A 23,974-nucleotide genomic window follows, 5' to 3' on the forward strand; every position below is an offset into this window, starting at 1 on the left:
CCGCCTGGCCGCCTCGACCGTCACCCGTTTCCAGGAGGAGCGGCCTTGACCGATGAGCACGCGTGCCCCTACTGCCAGCTGGAGGAGGCAGGCCGGGACCCGATCGGCGGATGGGTCCACCGCGACGAGCACTGGCTGGTCGGGCAGGGGCCCGCCGAGACCACCATGCCCGGCGCCATGAAGATCACCTCACGCCGGCACTTCGTCGACTTCGCCGAGATGACCCCGGACGAATCCGCCTCCTTCGGCACCCTGCTGACCCGGCTGGACGCCGCGCTGCGCGCCACGACCGACGCCGAACGCGTCCACCTGGTCTCCACCCGCGATCGCGTCCAGCACTTCCACGCCTGGCTCTATCCGCGCGCGGCCTCCCATGCGCTGCGCGGCACCGCCTTCCTCGACGCCCCCCAGCACGGCGATCCCGCCGACGCCGCCAGGGCCGCCGTGGCCGTCCGCGACCACCTCGCCACGTCCGGGCGCACCGCGCCGAACTCCTGAAGGGCACCGTTTCCACGTGAGCACGCAAAGCGGCGCAGTGAGCGAGCCGGGCGACCAGGACGGGAAGGCCACGCGGCGGCACCTGCGAGAGGTGACGCTGGTGTTCCTCAAACTGGGCACGATCGCGTTCGGGGGGCCGGCCGCGCACACCGCGATGATGCGGGACGAGCTGGTGCGTCGCCGGGGCTGGGTCACCGACCAGCGGTTCGTGGACCTGATGGGGGCCACCAACCTCATCCCCGGCCCCAATTCCACCGAGCTGGCGATCCATCTGGGCTACGACCGCGCCCGCCGGCGCGGCCTGGTCGCCGCCGGTGTCTGCTTCATCCTGCCGGCCGCGCTCATGGTCACCGCTCTGGCCTGGGCTTACGTCACATACGGCACGACGCCCGCCGTCGAGGGGATCCTGTACGGGATCGTCCCGGCGGTGATCGCGATCATCGCGCACGCCCTGTTCGGCCTGCTCCGCACGGTGATCAAGAACGTCCGCCTCGGCGTGCTGGCGATCGCCGCCCTGGCCGCCTACCTGCTCGGCGTCAACGAGCTGCTGATCCTGGCGGCGGGCGCGCTGCTGGCCGCCGCCGCCCTGGCGGCCCGCCGAGCGCGGCGCGACTCGCTCCACGGGGTGCTGGCCGTCCCCTTGCTCAGCCTCGGCGGCTCCCCCGTCTTCCCCGATCCCACCGGCGGGCAGCTGGCCCAGTTGTTCCTCACCATGCTGAAGATCGGCTCGGTGCTGTACGGCAGCGGCTACGTGCTGCTCGCCTTCCTGCGCGGCGACTTCGTCGAACGGCTCGGCTGGATCACCGGCGAGCAGCTCATCGACGCCGTCTCCATCGGCCAGGTCACCCCCGGCCCCGTGTTCACCACCGCCACCTTCGTCGGCTACCTGGTCGCCGGACCCATCGGCGCCTTCCTGGCCACCGTCGCGATCTTCCTGCCCTCGTTCCTCTTCGTCGGCCTGCTCACCCGCCTCACCGACCGGCTCCGCTCCAGCGACTGGACCTCGGCCATGCTGGACGGCCTCAACGCCGCCGCGCTCGCCCTGATGGCCGGAGTGTCCTACCAGCTCGCCCGGACCGCGATCGTCGACGGCCTCACCGCGGCCATCGCCCTGGTCACGCTGGTGCTGCTCTGGAAGACCCGGCTCAACAACGCGTGGTACATCGCCGCGGGCGCCCTGATCGGCCTCGCCCACACCCTGCTCGGCTGAGCGGCCTTCACACCCGAGGGGTGAACCGCGACAAGTCGTATATGCCGAGCGTTACCCCATCGGCCTTCCGCGCCCAGGATCGAGCGCATCACCACCTGAGGAGAAGCCGTGCCGGATTACGCCATCAGCTAGGGGACGGCTCGCGCCACCAAGGCCATGGCCGTCCGCATGGCGTTCCGCACCTCGTCGGGCCCCTCGCCGCGCCGCAGCGCGCCGACCGCGGCGGCGCCGACCGCCCCCACCATCGCGCCGACCAGGGCGGGGGCGGTCGTCACGTCGAGCCTGTCGGGGAACTCGCGTCGCAGCGCCTCGGACAGTTCCGCCTGAGCGGTGAGATACCGCTGCAGCAGCCGGGCCTGCAGCGCGGGCTCCGATGCCGCCAGCCGTGCCCGGAGGGCCGCGAGTCCGCTGGACAGGTCGCGATCCCAGGCGTTGAAGATCATCTGCTCCATCGCCCGCACCAGCACCTCCGGCAGCCGTTCCCCGGCCCGGCGCTCGCCGATCACCTCAAGCGCCAGGTCAACGCGCACGTCGGCGTTGGCCAGGAGCACGTCTTCCTTGGTCTGGAAGTGCAGGAAGAAGGTTCGCGGGGACACCTCCGCGGCGGCGGCGATCTCGGCCACCGTCACCCGGTCGTAGCCCCTGTCCTCGAACAGGAGCACCGCCGCCTCGATCAACGCCTGCCGGGTGCGCTGCTTCTTGCGCTCCCGCAGCCCCGCCTTCTCCACCATGAGGGCCACTTTACTTTATTCATGCATACACTGAATCACTACAGTGACTGCATCAATTGGAAGGTGGTCATCATGGGAAGCCTGGACGGACGTGTCGTCCTCATCACCGGCGCGGGGCGCGGCATCGGGCGGGAGGAGGCGCTGTTCTTCGCCGCCGAGGGCGCCAAGGTCGTCGTCAACGACCCCGGCGTCGCCATCGACGGCACGGGCGGCGACTCCGGCGTGGCGGCGAGCGTCGTCGAGGAGATCACCGCGCGCGGCGGGCAGGCCGTGGCCAGCACCGACAGCGTCGCCGACTGGGACGGCGCCCGCCGCATGGTCGAGACGGCCCTGCGGTCCTTCGGCGACCTGCACGCGGTGGTCAACAACGCCACCATCGAACGGAACCGGGGCCTGACCGACCTGTCGGAGGAGGAATTCGACGACGTCCTCGCCGTCAAGCTCAAGGGCACCTTCGCGGTGACCCGCTGGGCGGCCCGCCACTGGCGCGAGCGGTTCCGGTCAGGAGATCGCACCGACCGCGCCGTCGTCAACACCTCCTCCGGCTCCGGACTGCTCAACCCGCTGCCCGCGCAGGCCTCCTACGCGGCGGGCAACGCAGGTGTGGCGGCGCTGACCACGGTGGCCGCCCTGGAGCTGGGCCGGTACGGCGTGCGGGTCAACTGCGTCTCGCCGTCGATGGCCCGCACCAGGCTGACCGTCGGCGTCCCCGGCATGGGCCAGGAACCGGCGGCGAGCGGATTCGACCCCCTGGACCCGGCCGCCTGCGCGCCGGTCGCGGCCTACCTCGCCGCCGCGGACTGCCCGCTCACCGGCCAGGTGCTGTCGGTCCGGGGCGGCACGGTCGCGGTCAACCGGGGCTGGTCGATCGGCGGCCACGTCCACAAGGACGGGCTGTGGACCGTGGCCGAACTGGACGAGAAGGTGAAGGAACTGCCGACGGACGACCCCTTCGACAAGCTGGCCCAAGCCCTGTCCGGCGCGCTCGGCATCACCGGACGAGACCGGCTCCAGGAAATGATCAACACCCTGCTGGACCAGGGCGAACAGTCCGGAAGCCCCTCAACCTGACGCGCCGGCCGGCCCCGCCGGTCGAACGGCCTGGGCCCGGGGAGAGGGGTCGGGCCTTCTCGCCGGTGAGCCAGGCCGCCAGGCCGAGGTAGATCGGCTGACGATGAACACCACGGCGGGCCCCGGCACCAGCAGGATGGCGAGCGTGGCCGCGCAGAAGAGGGCAAGTGTCGCGAGGTCGGGCATCGACACATCCTAAGGAGGCCGTCAACGGCTTTTCCGCAGGCCAACACAAGACCCGAGACGACGGGGCGGCGCGCCTGCGAGTGCCGAACGGCACCTCCGGCGTCCGTGGGAGGTGCCGTTCGGCATCTGGGCCGCCGCCATGCCGGGCCTGGAGGCTTGACACATGAAATCCTTCACCTCTGGCCGGTACGGCTACGCGGCCGCGCTGTGGGCGCTGCTCTACGGCGCGCTCGGCGCCGGGTGGGCGCTGGGGATGCCCGGTTTCCCCTGGGGCGCCGCCGATCCCGATCTCGACGGGCAACTGTCGATCCTGGCCTCGACGACCCCGGACTTCGGCTGGTGGATCGTCGCCTTCTCGGTGGTCACCGCAGTGACTGCACTGGCACTGAACAGCGGGAGCACCCACCGCGCGCCGTTGTTCCCGGCCTGGACGATCGCCGCGCTGCTGGTCCTGGTGATCCCCGATTCCCGGGTGATGATGGGTGTCGCCTACACGCCGCTGCTGCTGGTCGCATCCGTCTTCGGCTGGGACCTGGGCGGCGTCACGCTCGCCGACGCCTGGACGTGGCCGGTGCTCAACCAGCTCCTCTGCGCGCTCGGCGGTCTGCTGCTGGCCGCCGCGGCCGTCGCCTACACCCGCGACAGGAGGCGCGTGACCTGGTTCACCCCGGAACGCGGGCGGGTCGCGGTATACGTGGCGGTCGCGGTGCCGTTGGTCTACTGCGCCACCCGGTGGGCGTGGGCGCTGGGCATCCCCCTCGGCGTGAGCGAGGGCTTCCTGGCCGAAGGCCCGCAGAGCCTGTGGCTGGCGGGCGCGTATCTGGCCACCTTCGGCGCGTTCGGCGGCGTGCTCACCCTGGGGCTGACCCAGCGGTGGGGAGTGATCTTCCCGCGCTGGATGATCGGAGTGCGCGGCAGGCGGGTGCCGCCGCTGCTGGCGGTCGTCCCCGCCGGGTTCGTCTCGATCATCGTCACCGTGGCCGGGATCACCTACATCAGGTCGACGATCGCGGGCCGGTTCTCGTGGGCCGAGTGGGGCGCCTGGCTGCCGGAGTGCTTCTGGCCGGTCTGGGGCGCCGCCCTGGCCGTCGCCACCATCTGCTACCACAACCGCCGCAGGTCGGACGAGCAGCGGTGACGCTCGCCCGTGGTCAGGGCTCGGCTCGGCCGGTCGCCCACGCCCAGGCCGCGACGGCGACGCGGTTTCCGGTGCCGGTCTTGCGCTGGACGGCCGCGACGTGGTTCTTCACGGTGCCCGGGGACAGGAAGAGTGCCGCGGCGATCTCGGCGTTGGTCATGCCCTGCGCGAGCAGGGCAACGACCTCGTCCTCCCGCTCGGTGAGGACCACGTCCGGTGTCCGGCGCGGCGGGCTGTGGCCGCGCAGCAGCCGGACGGTGAGCTGCGGGCTGATCAGCATGTCGCCGTTCATCGCGGCCCTGACGGCCTCGATGAGCAGGTTGGGGCCGGAGCGCTTGAGGATGAAACCGGCGGCGCCGTGCCACAGTGCCGCGTGGACGTACTCGTCCAGACCGAACGTCGTGACGATCACCACGTGGATGCCGGTGCCGGAGAGCTCGCGGGCCACCTCGATGCCGTCGGCTCCGGGCATGCGGATGTCGGCGAGCACGACATCGGGTCCGATCGCCCTGGCGGTGTCGATCGCGGTGCGGCCGTCGGCGGCCTCGGCCACGACGGTCATGTCCGGCTGGGCGTCGAGGATCATGCGGAAGGCGCTTCGGATGCCTTCCTGGTCGTCGGCGACGAGGATGCGGATGGGCACTCCGGTGATTCTGCCAGGGGCAGCCGCACGGTCAGCGACCACGTGCCGCGTGCCGCGCTCGTGACCAGTTCGCCGCCCTGCTCCCGGACGAGCTCGGTCAGGCCGGGCAGTCCGGACCCGCCACGGCGGCCACCGCGCGCTCGCGTCACGCCGTCGTTGGTCATCGTGATCTCCAGACGGCCGGGTCGCGCGCCGACGTCCAGGTCGACGCACCCGGCTCGGGGAGCGTGCCGCCGGACGTTGGTCAGGCCCTCGACCACGACCCGGTAGGCCAGCGCCGCCGTCTCCGGCGGGACCGCCGCCTGCCCCTCCAGCCACGGGTCCATGCGCAGGCGCACCGGGGCGGGTCCGGCGGCGGAGAACCGTTCGGCCGCCTCACGGACGGCGCCGAGGCCGCCGGTGGACGTGAGAGGCCGGTCGTGGTGGAGCATGTCCAAGGTGCGGTCCAGCATCGACATGGCGCGCTGACCGGCCGCCTCGACGCGTTCGAGCGCCTGCCGAGGGTCACCCGCGACCATGCCCGCCTGGGCGTGCGCCAGCATTTCGCTGATGTCGTGGGCGACGAAGTCGTGCAGGTCCCTGGCGAGCCGGAGTCGCAACGCGGTGCGCGTGTCGGCCACGGCGCGGGCCTGCCGTCCGTCGAGGAAGCGCAGGTAACCCCCGACCCCGACGGCGAGGGCCACCCCCGACCCCCAGAACGCGGACGCGCCCAGCCCTTCCAGCGGCGAGGCGGGCGCGAAGAAGCGCAGCAGCCAGATGGCCGCGGCCAGGCCCGCTACGGGCACGACCGCCGCCGCCCGCCGAACCGGTGCGTACCGGGTGACCAGGCCGGTCAGCGTCATGAGCGCCAGGCTCTCGATCATCCCCAGTGCGGCGGCGCCCGGCTCGGGCCGCACGGCGCCAATGGCGTGCGCCAGCGTGACGGCCAGCGAGACGGCCGCGCCCACGCACGTCAGCAGGGGCAGACGTGACCGTAGCGACGGGCGTGACAGCGCCGTCACCGTCACTGTCACGCAGACCAGCAGCGACAGTGACACGGCGATCCACATCAGGCTCACCGGTCCGACGATACGTGCCCCCGGGCAGGGACGGACGCCCGGCCGGGCCGGGACTTATGCCCCTATCTGACCTGGTTGATCCGGGGAAGGGTAGAGACATGGGGCCGCGAAGGAGGAACGCCATGGAGGCCGAAGACGTGCTGGAACCGACCGCCGGGCAGATCATGAGCCGCTCGCTGGTGGTCATCGGCCCCGAGGAGTCGCCGATGATGGCGTGGGAGCTGATGCGCCGAGCGGGGATCCACCATCTGCCGGTGGTGACCGACCAGGGCCTGCTCATCGGCATCCTCACCAGGGAGGACGTCGCCGGTTCCTGGCCGGGCGGGCCGGACGCGAACGCCCGCATCCCGGTCCAGCGGCTGCTGGGCACGCGGCGCACGCCCCGAGTTCAGGAGGACGCCGACCTGCCGCGCGTGGCGGCGATCATGCGGGACGCGAACTGCAACGCCGTCCCGGTCATGGCTCAGGACGGCGCCTTCGTCGGCCTGATCACGACAGCGGACGTCCTGGACGCCGTGGCGGGCCGCGCCCGCCCGGCCGCCGCGGAACCACCGAGGATGGTCACCGGCATGTTCCGGCTGGAGCCGGTCCTGCCGGGATAGCCCGGCCGAGGCGTTCATGAAGGTTCACGAAGGAGAGGCCATGACCGCTCCACGTTTCCTCACCGACGACGCCCGACGCGTCTGGAACGGGCTCCTGGCCGAGGCCGGGCCGGGGGCGCCGTTCGATCCGGCGTCAGCCGATCGGCTGCCGGAGCCGATCGGCCGCTGGTTACGCCATGCGATCGAGCCGGGCACACCGGCGCGCCGCGTCGTGTCGCTCGCCATGCACGGCACCATCCGCCTGGGCGGCCGGCACCCGTTCCGGGCCAGGCAGATGCTCGCCCCTCGGCGGGGCTTCGTCTGGGCGGCCACCGCCCGCCTCGCCCGGGTGCTGCCCGTCACCGGGTTCGACCTGTACGCCGGCGGCCGGGGCGAGATGCGCTGGCGGATCGCCGGAGCCGTACCGATCATGTCGGCGTCGGGCCGGGACATCGCCAGGAGCGCGGCGGGCAGGCTCGCCTGCGAGTTCGTCCTGGCCCCGGCGACCGCGCTCGACCCCGCCGTCGAATGGCACGGCCTGGACGGCACGCGCGCGGTGGCGAGCGTCCCCGTCGGAGACGAGCGATTCGAGGTGACCCTGACCGTCGCCCCCTCCGGCGCCCTGCGATCGGTGACCGTGCCGCGCTGGGGCGATCCGGACCGTACCGGCTACGGCCTGCATGACTTCGGCGTGGAATGCGAGGGTGAGGCCACGTTCTCCGGCTTCACCGTGCCCGCGACGCTGCGCGGCGGCTGGTGGCCGGGCTCGGCCAGGTGGAGCCAGGGGGAGTTCATCCGCTTCGCGGTGGCGGACGCGGTGTACCCCTGACCCGTGCCCCGCCCGACCGTCCGGTCACGCGTCCCAGGTGACCGGCAGGCTCTTCAAGCCGTGGATGTCGGCGGTCTCCGGGCGCACGGCGACCTCTTCGGCCGGTACGGCCAGGCGCAGCGTGGGAAAGCGGTCGAACAGCGCGGGGAAGGCGACCCGCATCTCGACGCGGGCGAGCTGCTGGCCCAGGCACTGGTGGACGCCGTGGCCGAAGGCCAGGTGCCCGCCGTCCTGGCGGCGCAGGTCGAGGGCCTGGGGGTCGGGGAAGCGCCCGGGGTCGCGGTTGGCGGTGTTGATGGACAGGACGACCGTCGTGCCGGCCGTGATGGTGTGACCGCCCAGCTCGACATCCTCCAGCGCGACCCGGAAGAACTGCTTGGCCACGCTTAGGTACCGCAGCAGCTCCTCCACGGCGTGGTCGGCGAGCGCGGGGTCGGAGCGCAGCGCCGCCGCCTGCGCCGGGTCGCGCAGCAGCGCGAAGGTGCCCAGCGCCAGCATGTTCGCGGTGGTGTCGAACCCGGCCGACAGCAGGATCAGGGCCATTCCCTGCAGTTCCTCGTCGGTCAGGTCGCCCTCGGTGAGGTCGCTGAGCACGTCGTCGGTGGGGGCGGCGCGTTTGGTGGCCACCAGCTCCGCGAGGTACTGCTGGACCGCGGCGTAGGACGCGAACAGTTCCTCGTCGCTCACCTCCCCGCCGAGGAACTTCTCGATGTGCCCGGAGAAGAAGTCCCGGTCCCCGTCCGGCACGCCCAGCAGCTCGCAGATCACGATGGCGGGGATGGGCCTGGCGAAGGCGGTCACCAGGTCGATGGGCGGACCGGCCTTGACCATGGCGTCCAGGTGTTCGGTGGTGATCTGCTCGACGCGTTCGGTGAGCAGCCGCATCCGGCGGACGGTGAACTTCCCGACGAGCGGCTTGCGGTAGCGGCCGTGCCGCGGCTCGTCCATGAGCAGGAACTCGCCGGGCGGGGCCGGGGGGACCTCGATGTCGCCGTAGTCGATCAGCGGGTGGTGGCGCATCAGCTCCTTGCGCGAGCTGAACCGCGGGTCGGCCAGGACCGACCGGAGCAGGTCGAAGCCGGTGACCACCCACCCCTCGTGCCCGTCGGGGAAGACGAAGCGGCTGATCGGGCTGTGCTCGCGGGCCTCGACGAGCTCCTTGGGCGGGTCGAAGGGACAGCCGGCCTGGCGTGAGGTCGGCATCGCGGGGAGGGTGTGCAGAGGTTCGGTCATGACCTTTCCTTCCCATTCATACGGGTTCAGGAGATCTTGCGGCGGTAGGTGTTCATGGCGAAGAAGTACGCGACGACGAGGATGCCGACGCACCAGGCGAGGGCGACCCAGATATCGGTGCCGACCGGGCGCTGGGCGAACAGGTCGCGGATGGCGTTGACGATGGAGGTCACCGGCTGGTGCTCGGCGAAGGCGCGCACCGGGCCGGGCATGGTGGTGGTGGGCACGAACGCCGAGCTGAGGAACGGCAGGAATACGAGCGGGTAGGAGAACGCGCTCGCGCCGTCCACGGACTTGGCGGTCAGGCCCGGGATGACGGCGATCCACGTGAGCGCCAGGGTGAACAGGATCAGCATGCCCGCGACCGCGAGCCACGCGGACACCCCGGCCGCCGAGCGGAAGCCCATGAGCAGGGCGACGAGCACGACCACCACGAGCGAGATCAGGTTGGCCACCAGCGAGGTCAGCACGTGCGCCCACAGCACGGCCGACCGGGCGATCGGCATCGACTGGAACCGTTCGAAGATGCCGCTCTTCATGTCCTGGAACAGCCGGAATGCGGTGTAGGAGATGCCGGAGGCGATGGTGATGAGCAGGATGCCGGGCAGCAGGTAGTCCACGTACGCGTCCGTGCCCGAGTTGATCGCGCCGCCGAACACGTAGACGAACAGCAGCATCATGGCGATGGGCATGATCGTGGTGGTGATGATGGTGTCCATGCTGCGCGTGATGTGACGCAGGGAGCGGCCCAGCAGGGCGGCGGTGTCGCTGAAGAAGTGCTTGGTCATCGTCGTTTCCTAGGCGCCGGTGCCGACGAGCGCGAGGAAGACGTCCTCAAGGGTCGGCTGCTTTTCCACGTATTCGACCTTGGCGGGCGGCATCATCTGCTTCAGCTCGGCCAGGGTGCCGTTCACGATGATCCGGCCCTCATGGAGGATCGCGATCCGGTCGGCGAGTTGTTCGGCCTCGTCCAGGTACTGCGTGGTGAGCAGCACCGTCGTGCCGTTCGCGGCGAGTTCCCGGACGGCCTGCCAGACCTCGATGCGCGCCTGGGGGTCGAGCCCGGTCGTAGGCTCGTCGAGGAAGACGATCGGCGGGTTCCCGATCAGGCTCATCGCGATGTCGAGACGGCGGCGCATGCCGCCGGAGTAGGTCGCGACCTTCCGCGCGCCGGCGTCGGTCAGCGAGAAGCGTTCGAGCAGGCCGTCCGCGATCCCGCCCGGGTCCTTGAGGTGCCGCAGCCGGGCGACCAGCACCAGGTTCTCCCGCCCGCTGAGGATCTCGTCCACGGCGGCGAACTGCCCGGTGAGGCTGATGGACTCCCGCACCTTCGCGGGTCGCGTGGCGACGTCGAGGCCGTTGACGGTGGCGGTTCCCCCGTCGGCCTTGAGCAGCGTGGAGAGGATCTTCACCACGGTGGTCTTGCCCGCCCCGTTCGAGCCGAGCAGGGCGAAGATGCCGCCCTTGGCGACGGTGAAGTCGACGCCGCGCAGCACCTTTAGCTGTTTGTAGGACTTCTCCAGGCCTTGTACCTGGATCGCCTGGGTGTTCTTTGCCGTCATCAGACCGTCCTGTCCCTTCTTCTCGGCGAACAGGTACTAAGTGATGCTGACTACCGGTACAAAGTAACACCGACTACCAGTACTTAGCAATGCCGAGTACTCGGCCTCCGACGTGCCCCCGCGCCGACCTCCTCCAGGGCCAACGCCGAAAGCCTGGCGACCGTCGATCGTCACCAGGCTGGATTCGTCACTCACTCAGCACGGCCGGGCATGGGGCGGGGTGGCCCGGGCCGCGCCGCGCGGGCCACCCCGTATCTACGACCGCCGGCCGGTCAGCCGGTGGCCCGCCAGTTGTTCAGGAACGGCCACTTGGCGTCGAGATTCACCAATTCGACGATCCTTCTGTCGGAGAAGATGACGCGCTCGTTGTCCTTGTAGTAGCTGATCTTCGGACGGTTGTTCTCCCATTCCAGGGAGACGTCGTCGAGGTCGCTGTGGAAACGTTCTGGCAGGAAGGTGTTGTTGGCGAGCGGCACGCTCGGAGCCTCGAAGGCCCCGTCGAACAGGAACGTGGCGAGCCCGCCCCTTACCGCGTAGCGCCGGATGCGGCCGTCGAGCGGGTCGTTGAAATCACTGATCCCGTCGTACGGGGTGGGAATGAAGAAGGGCCCGGTGATGATGCCGCTGTCCTCGAAAGTGATCGCCTGGTTGCCCTTGGTCCAGGTGTGCCGCCAGCGGAATCCGGGGCCGCTGATGGCGATTCCGGCCGAGTCCACATCGTGGGTGAACTGCTCGGGCAGGAACGGCCACTTCTCGCGAATCGTGCGCGGCCCCTCGATGAGGCCGCGGTCGTTATAAATGGCGTACTTGTCGCCGATCAAGGCCAGGTGCTTCCATACGTTGCGCTCGTTCACGGTGGTGACCGCGTCGAAGTCGCGCAAGGCCGACGCGGACGAACGCGCGGCGGACGCGGATGCGGACGCCGGTGCGGGCGCGGCCATCGTGCCCGCCGCGAGCGCGGCGACCAGGAGGGATGCCAGCCGCCACCGTCGAGGCAGGGACCTTACGTGCTTGTCACGCACTTGCCACTCCCATCAATGAGTCGATTGCTCCATCGAACGTCGGGAGATATTCGTGTGAAGAAGCGCGGCGGATGAGACGTGACTGAATTCGGTTTTCCCGCCGAAGCCGGTCAGGCCGTTTCGGCGCTCAGGGCCCCAGCCACGGAACGGCGGGACGCCAGGCGCGCGGGCAGGGCGGTGAGCACCGCCGTCACCAGGAGGGTCGCGAGCGCGACGCCGAGCAGCCAGGCGAGCGGGGGTTCCACCGCGTTGCGGGCGGCGAAGAACGAGTGCAGGCCCATGCCCAGCGGGACGCCGATGACCGCGCCCGCCGACGCGGGCAGGAGCTGGGCGATGGCGAGTCCCGAGGTGATCTGCCCAGGGGTGGCGCCCAGCGTACGGGCGATTGCCATGCTCGCCCGGGCCTCCATGGCGGTGGTCCAGGTGAGCGTGATGGTGTTCACGACGGCGAGGACGATCAGCAGGGCGGTGACCGCCAGCATCAGCCGGCGGTCGTGCTCGCCGCGCAGGTTGGGCAGGACGGCCGAGCCGTCCAGGCCGTAGCCCCGCTCGGCCTGGACGCGCAGGGTCAGCAGCGCGACGAGCGCGATCACCGTGGTGGCGGTGGACCACACCTGCGGCACGGCACGGCCCGGCCTGCGGGCGGTCAGCCGCAACCCGAGCAGCAACGGCGTGGGCAGCAGCGCGGACAGCGCGGTCAGCCACGGCCGGTGCCGGGGCTGGTGCGCGGTGGTGATCAGCGCCGTGACGGTGGCCGCGCGGGTGGCGCGCAGCGTGGGGCTCAGCGTGGACAGCAGCGCCACGGCCACGGCGAGGACGGTCGTGGCGGCGATGGTGGCTCCGCCCGGCCCGGCGACCTCGCCGATCCGGCTGGCGGTGGGGCTGGCGACGGCGGGGGCGGCCAGGCGGGCGATCACCAGCCCCAGCGCGTCACCGGCCAGCGCCAGTGCCAGGTACTCGGTGAGCAGGACGGTGGCGATCAGGCCGGGCCCGGCGCCGACGGCCTTGAGCAGCCCGGCCCGGCGCGTCTGCTCGGCGGCGCGTCCCGCCGCCAGCGCGACCACCCCGGCGACGGCCAGCAGGCCGAGCAGCCAGCCGCCGACGACCAGGATCGGCTGGCTGTTCCGGAGAATGACCATGTCCTGAAGGGCCTTGAACTGCCAGGAGTGGAAGTTGATCCTGACCTCGGCGCTGCGGTGGGCCTCGCGAAATGCCTCGGTGGCGGCGGGATCGCGCAGTTTGAGGTCCACGGCCGTGGTCACCGGGAGATCGTGGGACGACGCCAACGCCCGCGCGTCCGGCCGGGTCATCCAGGCCAGGCCGGAGTAGTCGCTGGCGCCGCCGTACGGGCCGACCTGGGCCGCCCACGGGTAGATCGAGGTGGCCGCCGTGACGGCGATCCCGACGACGGGATACGACCGGCCGGCGATGGTGACGCGGTCGCCGACGCCGGCGCCCAGCGCGGTGGCGAAGCCGCGTTCGAGGACCGCGCCGCCGGGGCGCACCCACCGCCCGGAGGTCACCAGCGGCCGATCGACCGCGCCGGGCGTCTCGGCGACGCCGTGCACCACCACCGGAGACGACCTGGCGCCCCGTGCGGTGAGGGTGGAGTAGACGATGCGGTAGGGGCCGTGGTGGGCGACCACCTCGGGAGCGTCCGCCAGCGCGGCCAGGGCCGAGGTCACGGCCGGGCCGGTGTCGCCGGAGAGCGCCACCACGTCCGGCCCGGCGGTGGCCGCGCGGGTCTGCTCGTACAACGCGTCGCTCGCGCCGCGCAGGGACAGGCCGAGGCCCAGCGTGGCGGTGGCCACGGTCACCGCGAACAGCAGCATCGCGGCCTGGGCCCGGTGCCGGCGCAGGTCGGCCAGCACCAGGCGCGCGACGAGCACGGCCGGGCCCATCGCGGTCAGCCCTCCAGCCCGATCAGCCCGGCGAGCCCGCCGAGCCCGCGCTGGTGGGATCCGGCCAGCCAGGCGTCGTCGACGAACATGCCGTCACGCATCGAGATCAGCCGGTCCGCCGTGGCCGCCACCCGCTCGTCATGCGTGACGATCACCAGGGTCTGCCCGGCGGCGCGCAGCTCTTCGAAGATCCGCAGCACGTCGAGCGTCGCGGCGGTGTCGAGGTTGCCGGTCGGCTCGTCGGCCAGCACGACCAGCGGTTCGTTGGCCAGCGCGCGGGCGATCGCGACCCGCTGACGCTGCCCACCCGACAAACGTGACGGCAGGTGCCGGGCACGGTCGGCGAGCCCGACCCGTTCCAGCAGCAGGCTCGCGCGCCGCCTGGCCTGACGGCGCGAGCACCCGGCCAGCAGCGCGGACAGCTCCACGTTCTCGGCCGCCGAGAGCTCCTCCACCAGGTGGAACGCCTGGAAGACGAACCCCACCGACCGGCGCCGCATGCGCGCCAGCGCCCGCTCGCTCAGCGTGTCGACGCGCCGCCCGGCCACCCACACCTCTCCGTCGCTGGGCCGCTCCAGGCCGCCCAGCATGTGCAACAGGGTGGATTTCCCGCAGCCGCTGGGGCCCATGACCGCCAGCGTCTGCCCCTGAGGCACCTCCAGGTAGATCTCGTCCACCGCGCGGACCCGGCTCTGCCCCTGGCCGTGCGTCTTCGTCAGACCATGGGCCACGAGCGCGACGTTCGACACGTTCATCCGTCCTCGGTTCCGTGGCCGGCCCCGGACCAGGCCCGCTCGCAGACGTCCAGCCAGCGCAGGTCGGCCCGCAACCGCAGCGTGACCCCTTCCAGCAGCGGCGCGGCGGGCGAGCCGGACGGCTCGGCCAGTGCCGCCCGCTGCACCTCGCGCAGGTGGCGCAGCAGTTCGCGGCGCTGCGCCGCCACCAGTTCCACCGGGTCGGCCAGCCGGGCCGCCGCCGCGGCGGCGAGCTTCAGATGGAACTCCGCCAGGTCCGGCTTCGGCCAGCCCACCTCGGCCAGCCAGGCGGCCACCCGCCGCTGCCCGGCGGGCGTCAGCGCGTAGATCTTGCGCTCCGGCCGCTCGGGCAGGCCGTCGGCCCGCTCACAGACGACGAGCCCCGCGCGCTCCAGCCGGGCCAGCGTGACGTAGATCTGGCCGCGGTTCATCGACTCGCCCAGCGGGCCTAGCCCGCGCCGCAGCCGGGCGTGCAGGTGGTAGCCGTGCGACGGCTCCTTGGCGAGCATCGCCAGCACCGCGTCCTGCACGCCATCTCCCCCTAACGGTTGGCTAATAGATAGCGGTTAGCCATAGGCGGTGTCAAAGCGCGCGGCTCAGGAGGATCGGGACGGCGGTGCGCCGGTGCCGTACAGCTCGCGGTGCCAGAGGTCGGCGCAGACGCGGGCGATGCCGGACCTCACGTGGCGGCGGTAGGTGGTGAAGGGAAGGCCGAGTCGTTCCGCCGCGAGTTCCCGGGTGGGCGTGCCACGGAGGAAGGTCACGGACAGCGCACGGTGGAACTTGACCGAGCGCGGATCCTCACGCAGATCGTCCACGGCCTGGCGGAGCAGGTCGCTCAGCGCCGTGGCCGGGTTCTGCCCGGTCCGCTCGGCGATCAGCCTGGTGCGCGTCAGCGGGGAGGCGGCCAGCGCGTCCAGCCGCGACAACTGGCGCAGCGCCTTGCGCACCGCCTCGGCGAACTCGGTCTGGGACAGCACCGCCAGCTTCGCCGTCGTGGCTGCCGGGCCGCTCGCGGGTCCCGTGGCGAGCCGCCGGTTCATCCGCTCCAGCCACGCCCGCGCCGGCATCGCGCGCCAGTCGTGCGCGAACAGGGCGGACGCGTCATCGCCCGGTGATGGCCGCTCGGAGATGTCACGCATGCCGTAGTGCCGCCGCAGACGATCCACCCACGCCCGGTCCGGATGCCGGATCTCGATGTACGACCAGGCCATCCGCTCGGAGCGCAGGCAGTTGCCGATCACTCGCCACTGGATCGAGTCCATCACCTGCTGGTTCCCGCGATACGACGGCGGCGCCCAGGTCCGGCCGACCGCCAGGTGCTCACCGGCGCGCAACGGTGTGGTGGCACGCGCGTGCGCCCACGTCGCGGCCACGACGGGATCGGCCGTCACCTCCTCCTCGTCGAGTTCCGTCAGCCGCAGCCACGCGGAGAAGGCCACCGGCTCCCCGGTCTCGGTCCGCCGGTACAGGCGGAACGCCTCCGGCTGACGTTCCGCCCAGAAGGCGGCACAGGCCGCCGACTCCGCCCCCTCCGCCGCCCTGGCCACGCGGAGCAAGGTGGGAATGTCCTCCTCCCGCAGCACCTCTTCATGGAATTCCCGGACTTCCTGGAATTCGCCCCCCTTGTCGCGGTGCAGGTAGAGCAGTGCCGCCACCGCGCCGAGCACGTCCGCGTCGCCGGCCGTGCGCACCCGCTCCACCAGGTGCGCGTGCACGCGGTCGTGCGTCAGCGAGTACGCCTCGGGGTCCCGCCATCGCAGATCCGCCTCCAGCACCTCCCGCGCCACGTCGTGCGGAGACAGCCCGAGCGCGCTCGACTCCACGAACGGCAACCGCCGCAGCCACCGGAACAACGCCCCCGCGTCCTCCGGCGCGGCCGGTCGCAGCGCCGCCCGCAGCAGGTCCTCGGTCGTCCGGTACGCGTGCGCGCAGATCTCCAGGGCGCGCCGGTGCGCCGCCGAAGGCGACTCCCCCACCACCTCGTCCAGCAACGTGGCCACCACCTGCTGATCCGGCGTCCACGGCCTGCCGGGCCCGCCGTCCTTCACGGCCACGGCCGCGCCGAGCAGCAGCGCCAGCGGATGACCACCGGCGAACGCCAGCAGCGGCTCGCGCGACTCGGCCGGTACCCCGCAGGAGTCCAGCAGGGCCTGCGCGTCTCCGGCCCGCAGGTCGCGCAGCGGCAGCACCCGCAGGGCCCCCGCCCATCCCGGATCCGCCTGCCACCGCATGTCCGGCGGGTTCCGCCCGGCGATCACCACCAGCGCCCCCATCTGCACCCGGGGCAGGAACCGCTCACGCAGCCATTCCGCCAGGCCCCGGACTCGATCGAGGTCGTCGATCAGCAGCACGGCGTCCCGGTCGCGAAGCACCCAGTCGGCCTCGGCCCCGGAGACCGCCGGCCCCAGCACGCGCCCGTCCACCATGGACACCGGCCGCCCCGCCACCTCGGCCTCGTGCGCGAACCGCCGCAGCAGGGCCGACTTCCCTATGCCGCCCGGGCCGTGCACGTACAGGACGCTGTAGCCGCCGCCGTACAGCGCCGCTTTGAAGATCGCGAGCTCTTCCTCCCGCCCGGCGAACGCCGTCTCGCGCGCCGTGCGCAGACTCCGGCCCAGCGATCCGAGCTCGTTGTCACTTGCCGATGACATGTCCTTGCCCCCTTTCCGGACCTCCCGCCGTCGCCTCGACCGCGTGCCCCGGATGGGGCCGCCGCCGTGGCGGAACGCCACCGCTGTCCGGGCGGTGCTCGAAGTGCCACCACTCGTTGTCGTACATGCGATACAGGTCGTGACGGGCTCCGTGTTCCTCCAGCCAGCGCGCGCCCTCGTACGGGCGCACGTCCAGCGCGATGCCCTTGACATGGGGGGATTCCGCAGGCGGTAACACGAGCATCCGCGCCGAGGCCGGGGAGCCGGAGCGGCGCACCTCCTCCTCGAACATCCGCTGCTGGACATGGGGATCGCGGTATCCCGAGGTGAGGCCGATGAGCTGGCCGTGACGCCACAGCGCCTCGGTGCGCGCGGCGGTGAACGCCGCCATCGCGCCGTCGGTGAGCCCGGTGAGGTCCTCGGCGGGGAAGCGCATCCGCAGTGCCCAGCCGCAGGCCAGTTCGCGGGCATGGCCGGGACGGCGGGCGAACGCCACAGGCAGCAGCAGCACCGCGAGCACCAGCGTGACCACGGCGAACAGCCGGTCTCGGGGTCGCGGCGGGATGATGCGTGCTTCATTCATGACGCATACGATTGGCGCCGAATGTGCGCGCATCGTGCGCCGAATGTCATGAGTTGTCGACGACCGCCCACACCGGGGCCACCGTGACACGACCATGACATGGCGCGGACGAAGCGGGGACACGACCGGTCGACAGTGGATGGAGTTGCCCGGCGGGCGAGTGACGGGGTGTGTGGTGAGACTCGGCGGCGTGTCGCGAGTGTTGTTGATCGAGGATGACCCGGGCGTGCGGGAGGCGCTTGAGATGGCCCTGACCCGGCACGGGCACGGGGTGCGCGCGGTCGAGTCCGGCGAGCAGGGGCTGGAGCGGCTGCGCACGGACCTTCCCGACGTCGTCGTGCTCGATCTGATGTTGCCCGGCATGGACGGCTTCGAGGTCTGCCGCCGCATCCGGGCCGCCGGGGACACACCGATCATCATGGTGACCGCGCGCGGCGACGACATGGACGTGGTGGCCGGGCTGGAGGCGGGCGCCGACGACTATGTGGTCAAGCCGGTGCAGCCCAGGGTGCTCGAAGCGCGCATCCGCGCGGTGCTCCGGCGGATCGGCCGCGACCAGGCCGAGCTGGAGCGGCACGGTGACCTGACCATCGACCGGGCCGGGCTGGTGGTCTCCAACCGGGGCGAGCCGGTCAGCCTCGCCCCGACCGAGCTGCGCCTGCTGCTCGAACTCTCCGGCACGCCTGGCCGGGTGCACAGCCGCCAGCAGTTGCTGGAGTCGGTGTGGGAGCACGGGTACTTCGGCGACTCGCGCCTGGTGGACGCGTGCGTGCAGCGGCTGCGCGCGAAGATCGAGGACGACTCGGCGGCGCCCGTCTATGTGCAGACGGTGCGCGGATTCGGCTACCGGTTCGGCCCGGTGTGAACGCGAGTGAGCACGGGTGCTCGCGGGTGATCACGGGTGAGCCGGTGTGAACCGGGCTGAGCAGCGGATGGCGTCCCGGCCGAGCGTGGGACTGCGCGCCCGGCTGCTGTTCGCGTTCGCGCTGCTGTGCGTGGTCACCGCGATGGCGGTGGCCGGCGGGATGTACCACATGGCCCGCATCGAGATACTGGTGCGGGCCCAGGACTCCGCCGTGCGAATGATGAAGGACCGCCTGCAGACGCTCTACCCGTTGCGGGATCCGACGCCGGACGAGTCCAAGCTCGCCGAGATCGCCGACATCGTGACCGACCGGAACAGCTCCGGGCTCGCCCTCTATGGTGATGCGCGGGTGTCCACCGGCCTGATCCCCGAGGCGATTCCCGGGGAACTGCGGTTCACGGTGGCCCATGGCGACATCGCGTGGCAACGCGTGATCTGGCAGGGCCGGCCCATTCTGATCATCGGCACGCCGTTGCTGATCACCGAGCGCCGCGACTCGACGCGGCCGTCCGGCATCGAGGTCTACACCGCGGTCAGCCTGGGCGCCGAAGAGGCCAGCATCGCCGCGCTCGCCGCACGCGCCTGGCGCATCAGCGGGACGGCCCTGGCGTTCGCGGTCGTCCTCGCGCTGCTGGCCACCCGCAGCGTGCTGCGCCCGGTGCGCGAGCTCGGCCGGGCGGCACGCCTGCTCGGCGAGGGCGACCTGCGGACCAGGATCGCGGTCCGCGGCTCCGACGAGCTGGCCGACGTGGCGCGCACGTTCAACGACACCGCCGCGGAGCTGGAACGGCACGTCGCGCAGCTTCGCGCGATGGAGGCCGACGCCCGCCGCTTCGTGGCCGACGTGTCCCACGAACTGCGCACCCCGCTGGCCGCGCTCGCCGCCGTCGCCGACGTCCTCGACGAGGAGGCGGCCCAGTTGCCCGAGACCGCTGGGCGGGCCGCCAGGCTGGTCAGCCGGGAGACGCTCAACCTCACCGGACTGGTGAACGACCTCATCGAGATCAGCAGGTTCGACTCCGGCGTGGTGGCCCTCGCGCTGAACGAGATCGACGTGGCCGAGCTGGTGCGCGCGACCCTGCGCACGCGGGGCTGGCCGGAGCAGGTGGACACCGACCTTCCGAGCGGGGTGACGGCACGGCTGGACCCGCGCCGGGTGGACGTCGTCCTCGCGAACCTGGTCGGCAACGCGCTGCGGCACGGTGAGCCGCCGGTGTCGGTGCGGCTTTCCGCCGACCCGCAGTGGATCACCGTTGAGGTCCGCGACCACGGGCCAGGGCTGGACGAAGCGGTGCTGCCGCGCGTGTTCGACCGGTTCTACAAGGCCGGCGCGGCCAGGACCAGGTCCGAGGGCAGCGGCCTCGGCCTCGCCATCGCGCGGGAGAACGCGCGCCTGCACGGAGGCGACCTCACCGTCGCCAACGCCCCGGACGGCGGCGCCGTCTTCACGCTGCGCCTGCCCCGCCGGGCACACGATCCGGACGGAGGCCCCGATTGAGGACCGGGCTCACCCGCCGCGCGCTCGCCACCGGCCTCGTCGCGCTCGTCTCGCTCGTGGCGGGCTGCGGTGTGCGCCCCAGCGGCGTCATCAGCGGCGACGAACCGCCGAAGGGGCCCGTCGCGGCGATCACGGAGGCCACCCTCTACCTCGTCGACAACGGGCGGCTCAGCGCGGTGACGCGATCCCGTGACGCGCCGCTGTTCCGGGCCGACGTGCTCGCCCTGCTGGCGGCCGGACCCACCACGATGGAGAAGTCGACGGGACTCACCACCGACGTCCCACCCGACGCCGGCCCGTTCTCGGTGCGGGACAGGAAGCCCGGCCACCTGGTGGTGACCTTGTCCACTCCGGCCGACGAGCTGTCCCGGCTGGCCGTCGACCAGATCGTGTGCACGGCCGCCGCCGTTCCGCCGGAGGAGCCCGTCCGGGTCACCGTCGTCGGCGCCGGGCAGAGCGTCGGCCCCCGGAGCTGCCCGGAGTAGCGGCGGCGGCCGTCGGACCCAGGTACGATCGGCGGCCCGGCGATGAGGACCGTGGTCCGATGTGCCGCGACCGTGCGTGCGCGACCGTGATGCCATGGTCAAAACGATGATCGCCGCGCTGGCGATGCCGCTGACGGCGGCCGTGCCCGGCGACGCGCGGGACGAGGGATTGACGTGGGGGCCGTGTACCCCTGACAAGGCCGGGATGGAGTGCGCCGACCTGAAGGTGCCGGTGGACCGGGCGAAGCCGGACGGCAGGAAGATCACTCTGAGGCTCGGCAGGCTGCCGGCCACGGGCCGGGCCGAGGGTTCGGTCCTGATCGCCTACGGCGGGCCCGGCGCGCCCGGGATCGCCATCACCCGGGAGCGGCCGGAGCTGTGGGCGAGCCTGCGCCGCCGCATGGACGTGGTCACCTGGGACACCCGGGGCTACGGCGCGCAGTTCCAGGGGCTGAGCACGGCCCTGCCGTGCGCGTGGACCGCGATCCCGTACCCGGCCTACCCCCGTGACGCGGCCGACTTCGGCCGGTTGTCGGACGCCAACCGCGGCCTCGCCGAGACCTGCCGGTACGGGGACAAGGAGCTGTTCGCCAACATGAGCTCCGCCGACCACGCCATGGACATGGACGCGATCAGAAAGGCGCTCGGCGAGAAGAAGCTGAACTTCTACGGCGCGTCCTACGCGGGCTTCTACGCCCAGGCGTACGCCAGGAAGTTCCCCGGCAACGTGCGCGCCCTGGTCCTGGACGGCACGTGGTCGCACAGCGCCGCGAACTGGGCCGAGGAGAACGAGGCCGGCGCCCGCCGGGCCGAGGCGACCATCGGCCGGTTCTTCACCTGGTGCCGTGAGACCGCGGACTGCGCGTGGCAGGGCCGCGACGTTCCGCGCCGCTGGCGGGCGCTGGTGGCCGCGGCCGACCGGACGCCGGTTCCCGCGAAGAAGGCGGCGGGCGTGGCCTACGACGGGGAAGACCTGCGGTGGCTGGTCCTCAGTGTCGCCCAGGAGGGCCCGGCCGCGTGGCCCGGCCTGGCGAGAACGCTGCGCGCGGCGGAGCGGGGCGACGCCTCCGGGCTGGTTCCGCAGGCCGGTTCCCGCTACGCGAACCACACGACCGGGGTGACCGAGTGCCTGGACTGGCCGAGGTTCGGCGGCCAGGCGGAGGCGGCCGAGGCGGCCCGCAGGATCCGTGCGATCGCGCCCAACACCGGGACGGCGCGCACGCTGGCGGCCATCGCCGTCATCTGCGCGGGCTGGCCGGTCCCGGTGACCAATCCGCCCGCGCCGCTGCCCAAGGGCCTGCCGCCGCTGCTCGGCGCGGGGGCGTGGAACGAGTCCGACGCGGTCGCCGGGGTGCTGGCGCAGGTGCCCGGCAGCGCGCTGGTCCGGCATGACGGCCCCGGCCACACGCTCTACCCCTTCAGCGCCTGCGCCCGGGGGCACATCGACGCCTATCTCACCGACGGGAAGGTCCCGCCGAAGACCGTCACCTGCTGACCCGGGACGGCCCCGCGAAATCCATCTTCCACAGCCGCCGAAAAAGTGATATCAATTTGCTAGCAGGTTGAAGTCACTTAGAAGGGACGGACGATGGCGAACACATCGGGCGGGGCCGTACTGGAGGCCTCCGTCGTGGACATGCCGGAGCCGCACACCAGCGAGCACCCGGTGCGTGCGGCCAACGGCTTCGTGATGCTGGTGGTGGCGACGGCGCTGACGCTGGCCGGAATCGCGCTGCTCGTCTGGGGAATCGTCCTGCTCGCCTCGGGGGCCGGGCAGGGCGGCGTGTGGGTGGTCATCTTGAGCGTCCTGATGGCCCTGCTCGGGTTTCTCATGTTCTTCGGCCTCACCGCGGTGGCGCCGGGCGAGGCCCGGGTGGTGCAGCTCCTCGGCCGGTACGTCGGCACCCTGCGCACCCCCGGCTTCCAGTGGGTCAACCCGGTCACGCTGCGCCGCCGCGTCTCCACCAGGATCCGCAACCACGAGACCGACGTCACCAAGGTCAACGACGCCGACGGCAACCCGATCCAGATCGCGACCGTGGTGGTCTGGCAGGTGCGGGACACCGCCCAGGCGGTCTTCGAGGTGGACGACTTCGTGGAGTTCGTGGCCATCCAGGCGGAGACGGCGGTGCGGCACATCGCGGGCACCTACCCGTACGACTCCCACGGCGAGCCGAGGCTGTCGCTGCGCGACAACGCCGACGAGATCAACGACCAGCTCTCTACCGAGATCGCGGCCCGGGTCGCCTCCGCCGGGGTGAAGGTCATCGAGTCCCGCATCATCCACCTGGCCTACGCGCCCGAGATCGCGCACGCGATGCTGCGCCGTCAGCAGGCCGGCGCGGTGGTGGCGGCCCGGCAGCGGATCGTCGAGGGCGCGGTCGGCATGGTGGAGATGGCCCTGGCCAAGCTCGCCGAGCACGACGTGGTCGAGCTGGACGAGGAGCGCAAGGCGGCCATGGTCAGCAACCTGCTCGTGGTGCTGGTCGGCGACCGCGACACCCAGCCCGTCGTCAACACGGGCACGCTCTACCAGTAACCACCGTGGAACGGAAGAAGATCCTGCTGCGGCTCGACCCCGTCGTCCACGACGCGCTGTCCAGATGGGCCTCCGACGAACTGCGCAGCACGAACTCCCAGATCGAGTTCCTGCTGCGCAGGGCCCTTTCCGAGGCCGGGCGCCTGCCCGACGGGGTGGGACGGATGCGCCCACGCGGACGTCCGAAGAAGACGCCGGACGACGACACGGATCAAGAAGAGGAACTGGAAGAAGAGGAGCGGGCGGATGGAGACGCGAGTGAAGCAGGGTGAGTCACTGACCAGATCGGCCTTCCTGCTGGCCTTCGACCTGCGGAAGGAGAAGCTGACCCAGCGCGGCGAGCTGGGCTACCTGCTGCGCGCGGCCACGCTCACCGAGTTGCTGCTGGCGGGCAACCTGGCGGACGACGCGGGCCGGGCGCGAGCCGTCAGCCCCCCGGCCGCCGAGCCGGGCTCGCTGCGGGCCGCGATCTGGGAGCAGATCTCGAACTCGCCGCCCCGCTCGTGGCGGCGGTGGGTGCAGAAGGACAACGGCAAGGCGGTCCGCGTGGTGCGCGACGAGCTGGCGGCCGACCGGCTGATCGGCGTGGAACGGCGCCGGATCCTGCTGTTCCCGGTCGAGCGGATCACGCCGCGCAAGCCGTACCTGTCGCGCAGGCTGGCCGAGCGCGTCGGCCGGGCCCTCCGCGGCGGCCAGCCGGTGGGGCACCTGGACGAGGACGTCCGCGTCCTGGCGGCCCTGGCCGTGGCGGCCCGGCTCAAGACGGTGGTCCCCTCCTCGCGGGAGGCGCGTCCGCACCGGGACCGGATCGAGCAACTGTCCGCGCCCGTCGAGCCGATCACCACCGCGCTGCGCAAGAGCATCGACGCGGCCAAGTCGGCGGCGAGCGGCGGCTGAAACCGGCGAACACCTGCCTGCGATACGAACCTGCA

General features: G+C 72.0%; 26 protein-coding genes. 13 read left to right on the forward strand and 13 right to left on the reverse strand.

Going from position 1 to position 23,974, the window contains the following annotated elements; translation table 11 throughout:
• Positions 1-45: 45 nt before the first annotated feature.
• On the forward strand, positions 46-498 hold the full coding sequence (locus P3X83_RS20840) for a hypothetical protein (protein WP_277306822.1): 453 nt from the start codon (positions 46-48) through the stop codon (positions 496-498).
• 16 nt (positions 499-514) lie between these two features.
• Positions 515-1,708, forward strand: a complete 1,194-nt coding sequence (gene chrA / locus P3X83_RS20845) for a chromate efflux transporter (RefSeq protein WP_277306823.1) — start codon at positions 515-517, stop codon at positions 1,706-1,708.
• A gap of 128 nt (positions 1,709-1,836) precedes the next feature.
• Here chrA and P3X83_RS20850 read toward each other — a convergent pair whose 3' ends face one another.
• Positions 1,837-2,439, reverse strand: a complete 603-nt coding sequence (locus P3X83_RS20850; RefSeq protein WP_277306824.1) for a TetR/AcrR family transcriptional regulator — start codon at positions 2,437-2,439, stop codon at positions 1,837-1,839.
• A 72-nt stretch (positions 2,440-2,511) separates the two neighbouring features.
• Between P3X83_RS20850 and P3X83_RS20855 the strand changes: the two genes are divergently transcribed.
• A complete protein-coding gene (locus P3X83_RS20855; protein ID WP_277306825.1) occupies positions 2,512-3,510 on the forward strand; it encodes an SDR family NAD(P)-dependent oxidoreductase in 999 nt (332 codons plus the stop codon).
• Here P3X83_RS20855 and P3X83_RS20860 read toward each other — a convergent pair.
• Positions 3,502-3,696, reverse strand: a complete 195-nt coding sequence (locus tag P3X83_RS20860) for a hypothetical protein (protein ID WP_277306826.1) — start codon at positions 3,694-3,696, stop codon at positions 3,502-3,504. The genes P3X83_RS20855 and P3X83_RS20860 overlap by 9 nt on opposite strands.
• Before the next feature lie 163 nt (positions 3,697-3,859).
• Between P3X83_RS20860 and P3X83_RS20865 the strand changes: the two genes are divergently transcribed.
• Complete coding sequence (locus P3X83_RS20865; RefSeq protein WP_277306827.1) at positions 3,860-4,834, forward strand: hypothetical protein; 975 nt, start codon at positions 3,860-3,862, stop codon at positions 4,832-4,834.
• A gap of 13 nt (positions 4,835-4,847) precedes the next feature.
• Here P3X83_RS20865 and P3X83_RS20870 read toward each other — a convergent pair whose 3' ends face one another.
• Complete coding sequence (locus P3X83_RS20870; protein WP_277306828.1) at positions 4,848-5,477, reverse strand: response regulator transcription factor; 630 nt, start codon at positions 5,475-5,477, stop codon at positions 4,848-4,850.
• On the reverse strand, positions 5,417-6,526 hold the full coding sequence (locus tag P3X83_RS20875) for a histidine kinase (RefSeq protein ID WP_277306870.1): 1,110 nt from the start codon (positions 6,524-6,526) through the stop codon (positions 5,417-5,419). Before P3X83_RS20875 ends, P3X83_RS20870 begins: the two co-directional genes overlap by 61 nt.
• A gap of 131 nt (positions 6,527-6,657) precedes the next feature.
• On the opposite strand from P3X83_RS20875, the gene P3X83_RS20880 reads away from it, so the two are divergent.
• Complete coding sequence (locus tag P3X83_RS20880) at positions 6,658-7,137, forward strand: CBS domain-containing protein (RefSeq protein WP_277306829.1); 480 nt, start codon at positions 6,658-6,660, stop codon at positions 7,135-7,137.
• Between the two features lie 40 nt (positions 7,138-7,177).
• The gene (locus P3X83_RS20885; protein ID WP_277306830.1) at positions 7,178-7,945 is read left to right on the forward strand and encodes a DUF6544 family protein; all 768 of its coding nucleotides are present in this window, start codon (positions 7,178-7,180) and stop codon (positions 7,943-7,945) included.
• 24 nt (positions 7,946-7,969) lie between these two features.
• Here P3X83_RS20885 and P3X83_RS20890 read toward each other — a convergent pair whose 3' ends face one another.
• From P3X83_RS20890 to vanY-N, 9 genes are all read right to left on the reverse strand, one after another.
• On the reverse strand, positions 7,970-9,178 hold the full coding sequence (locus tag P3X83_RS20890) for a cytochrome P450 (protein ID WP_277306831.1): 1,209 nt from the start codon (positions 9,176-9,178) through the stop codon (positions 7,970-7,972).
• Positions 9,179-9,204: 26 nt separating this feature from the next.
• Positions 9,205-9,966, reverse strand: a complete 762-nt coding sequence (locus P3X83_RS20895; RefSeq protein ID WP_277306832.1) for an ABC transporter permease — start codon at positions 9,964-9,966, stop codon at positions 9,205-9,207.
• A 9-nt stretch (positions 9,967-9,975) separates the two neighbouring features.
• Positions 9,976-10,740, reverse strand: coding sequence for an ATP-binding cassette domain-containing protein (locus tag P3X83_RS20900; RefSeq protein ID WP_277306833.1), 765 nt, complete (start codon positions 10,738-10,740; stop codon positions 9,976-9,978).
• A 272-nt stretch (positions 10,741-11,012) separates the two neighbouring features.
• Positions 11,013-11,762, reverse strand: a complete 750-nt coding sequence (locus P3X83_RS20905) for a hypothetical protein (protein WP_277306834.1) — start codon at positions 11,760-11,762, stop codon at positions 11,013-11,015.
• Between the two features lie 110 nt (positions 11,763-11,872).
• On the reverse strand, positions 11,873-13,663 hold the full coding sequence (locus tag P3X83_RS20910; protein WP_277306835.1) for an ABC transporter permease: 1,791 nt from the start codon (positions 13,661-13,663) through the stop codon (positions 11,873-11,875).
• A gap of 5 nt (positions 13,664-13,668) precedes the next feature.
• Positions 13,669-14,418, reverse strand: a complete 750-nt coding sequence (locus P3X83_RS20915; protein WP_277306836.1) for an ABC transporter ATP-binding protein — start codon at positions 14,416-14,418, stop codon at positions 13,669-13,671.
• A complete protein-coding gene (locus P3X83_RS20920; protein WP_277306837.1) occupies positions 14,415-14,948 on the reverse strand; it encodes a PadR family transcriptional regulator in 534 nt (177 codons plus the stop codon). The genes P3X83_RS20915 and P3X83_RS20920 overlap by 4 nt, the downstream gene beginning before the upstream one ends.
• Before the next feature lie 66 nt (positions 14,949-15,014).
• Entirely contained in the window at positions 15,015-17,072 is a 2,058-nt protein-coding gene (locus P3X83_RS20925; RefSeq protein WP_277306838.1) for an ATP-binding protein, read from the reverse strand.
• On the reverse strand, positions 17,056-17,655 hold the full coding sequence (gene vanY-N, locus P3X83_RS20930) for a D,D-peptidase/D,D-carboxypeptidase VanY-N (protein WP_277306839.1): 600 nt from the start codon (positions 17,653-17,655) through the stop codon (positions 17,056-17,058). The genes P3X83_RS20925 and vanY-N overlap by 17 nt, the downstream gene beginning before the upstream one ends.
• A gap of 190 nt (positions 17,656-17,845) precedes the next feature.
• Between vanY-N and P3X83_RS20935 the strand changes: the two genes are divergently transcribed.
• From P3X83_RS20935 to P3X83_RS20965, 7 genes are all read left to right on the forward strand, one after another.
• Entirely contained in the window at positions 17,846-18,520 is a 675-nt protein-coding gene (locus tag P3X83_RS20935) for a response regulator transcription factor (RefSeq protein ID WP_277306840.1), read from the forward strand.
• A 46-nt stretch (positions 18,521-18,566) separates the two neighbouring features.
• Complete coding sequence (locus P3X83_RS20940; RefSeq protein WP_277306841.1) at positions 18,567-20,018, forward strand: HAMP domain-containing sensor histidine kinase; 1,452 nt, start codon at positions 18,567-18,569, stop codon at positions 20,016-20,018.
• Complete coding sequence (locus P3X83_RS20945; protein WP_277306842.1) at positions 20,015-20,503, forward strand: GerMN domain-containing protein; 489 nt, start codon at positions 20,015-20,017, stop codon at positions 20,501-20,503. Before P3X83_RS20940 ends, P3X83_RS20945 begins: the two co-directional genes overlap by 4 nt.
• 94 nt (positions 20,504-20,597) lie before the next feature.
• The gene (locus P3X83_RS20950; protein ID WP_277306843.1) at positions 20,598-21,998 is read left to right on the forward strand and encodes an alpha/beta fold hydrolase; all 1,401 of its coding nucleotides are present in this window, start codon (positions 20,598-20,600) and stop codon (positions 21,996-21,998) included.
• Positions 21,999-22,091: 93 nt separating this feature from the next.
• The gene (locus P3X83_RS20955) at positions 22,092-23,042 is read left to right on the forward strand and encodes an SPFH domain-containing protein (RefSeq protein ID WP_277306844.1); all 951 of its coding nucleotides are present in this window, start codon (positions 22,092-22,094) and stop codon (positions 23,040-23,042) included.
• A 5-nt stretch (positions 23,043-23,047) separates the two neighbouring features.
• On the forward strand, positions 23,048-23,314 hold the full coding sequence (locus P3X83_RS20960) for a hypothetical protein (protein WP_277306845.1): 267 nt from the start codon (positions 23,048-23,050) through the stop codon (positions 23,312-23,314).
• Positions 23,289-23,939: a GPP34 family phosphoprotein gene (locus P3X83_RS20965; protein ID WP_277306846.1), complete on the forward strand. Its 651-nt coding sequence runs from the start codon at positions 23,289-23,291 to the stop codon at positions 23,937-23,939. The genes P3X83_RS20960 and P3X83_RS20965 overlap by 26 nt, the downstream gene beginning before the upstream one ends.
• Positions 23,940-23,974: the final 35 nt, after the last annotated feature.

This window comes from Spongiactinospora sp. TRM90649 (genome assembly GCF_029382225.1).
Classification (GTDB): Bacteria; Actinomycetota; Actinomycetes; order Streptosporangiales; family Streptosporangiaceae; genus Spongiactinospora.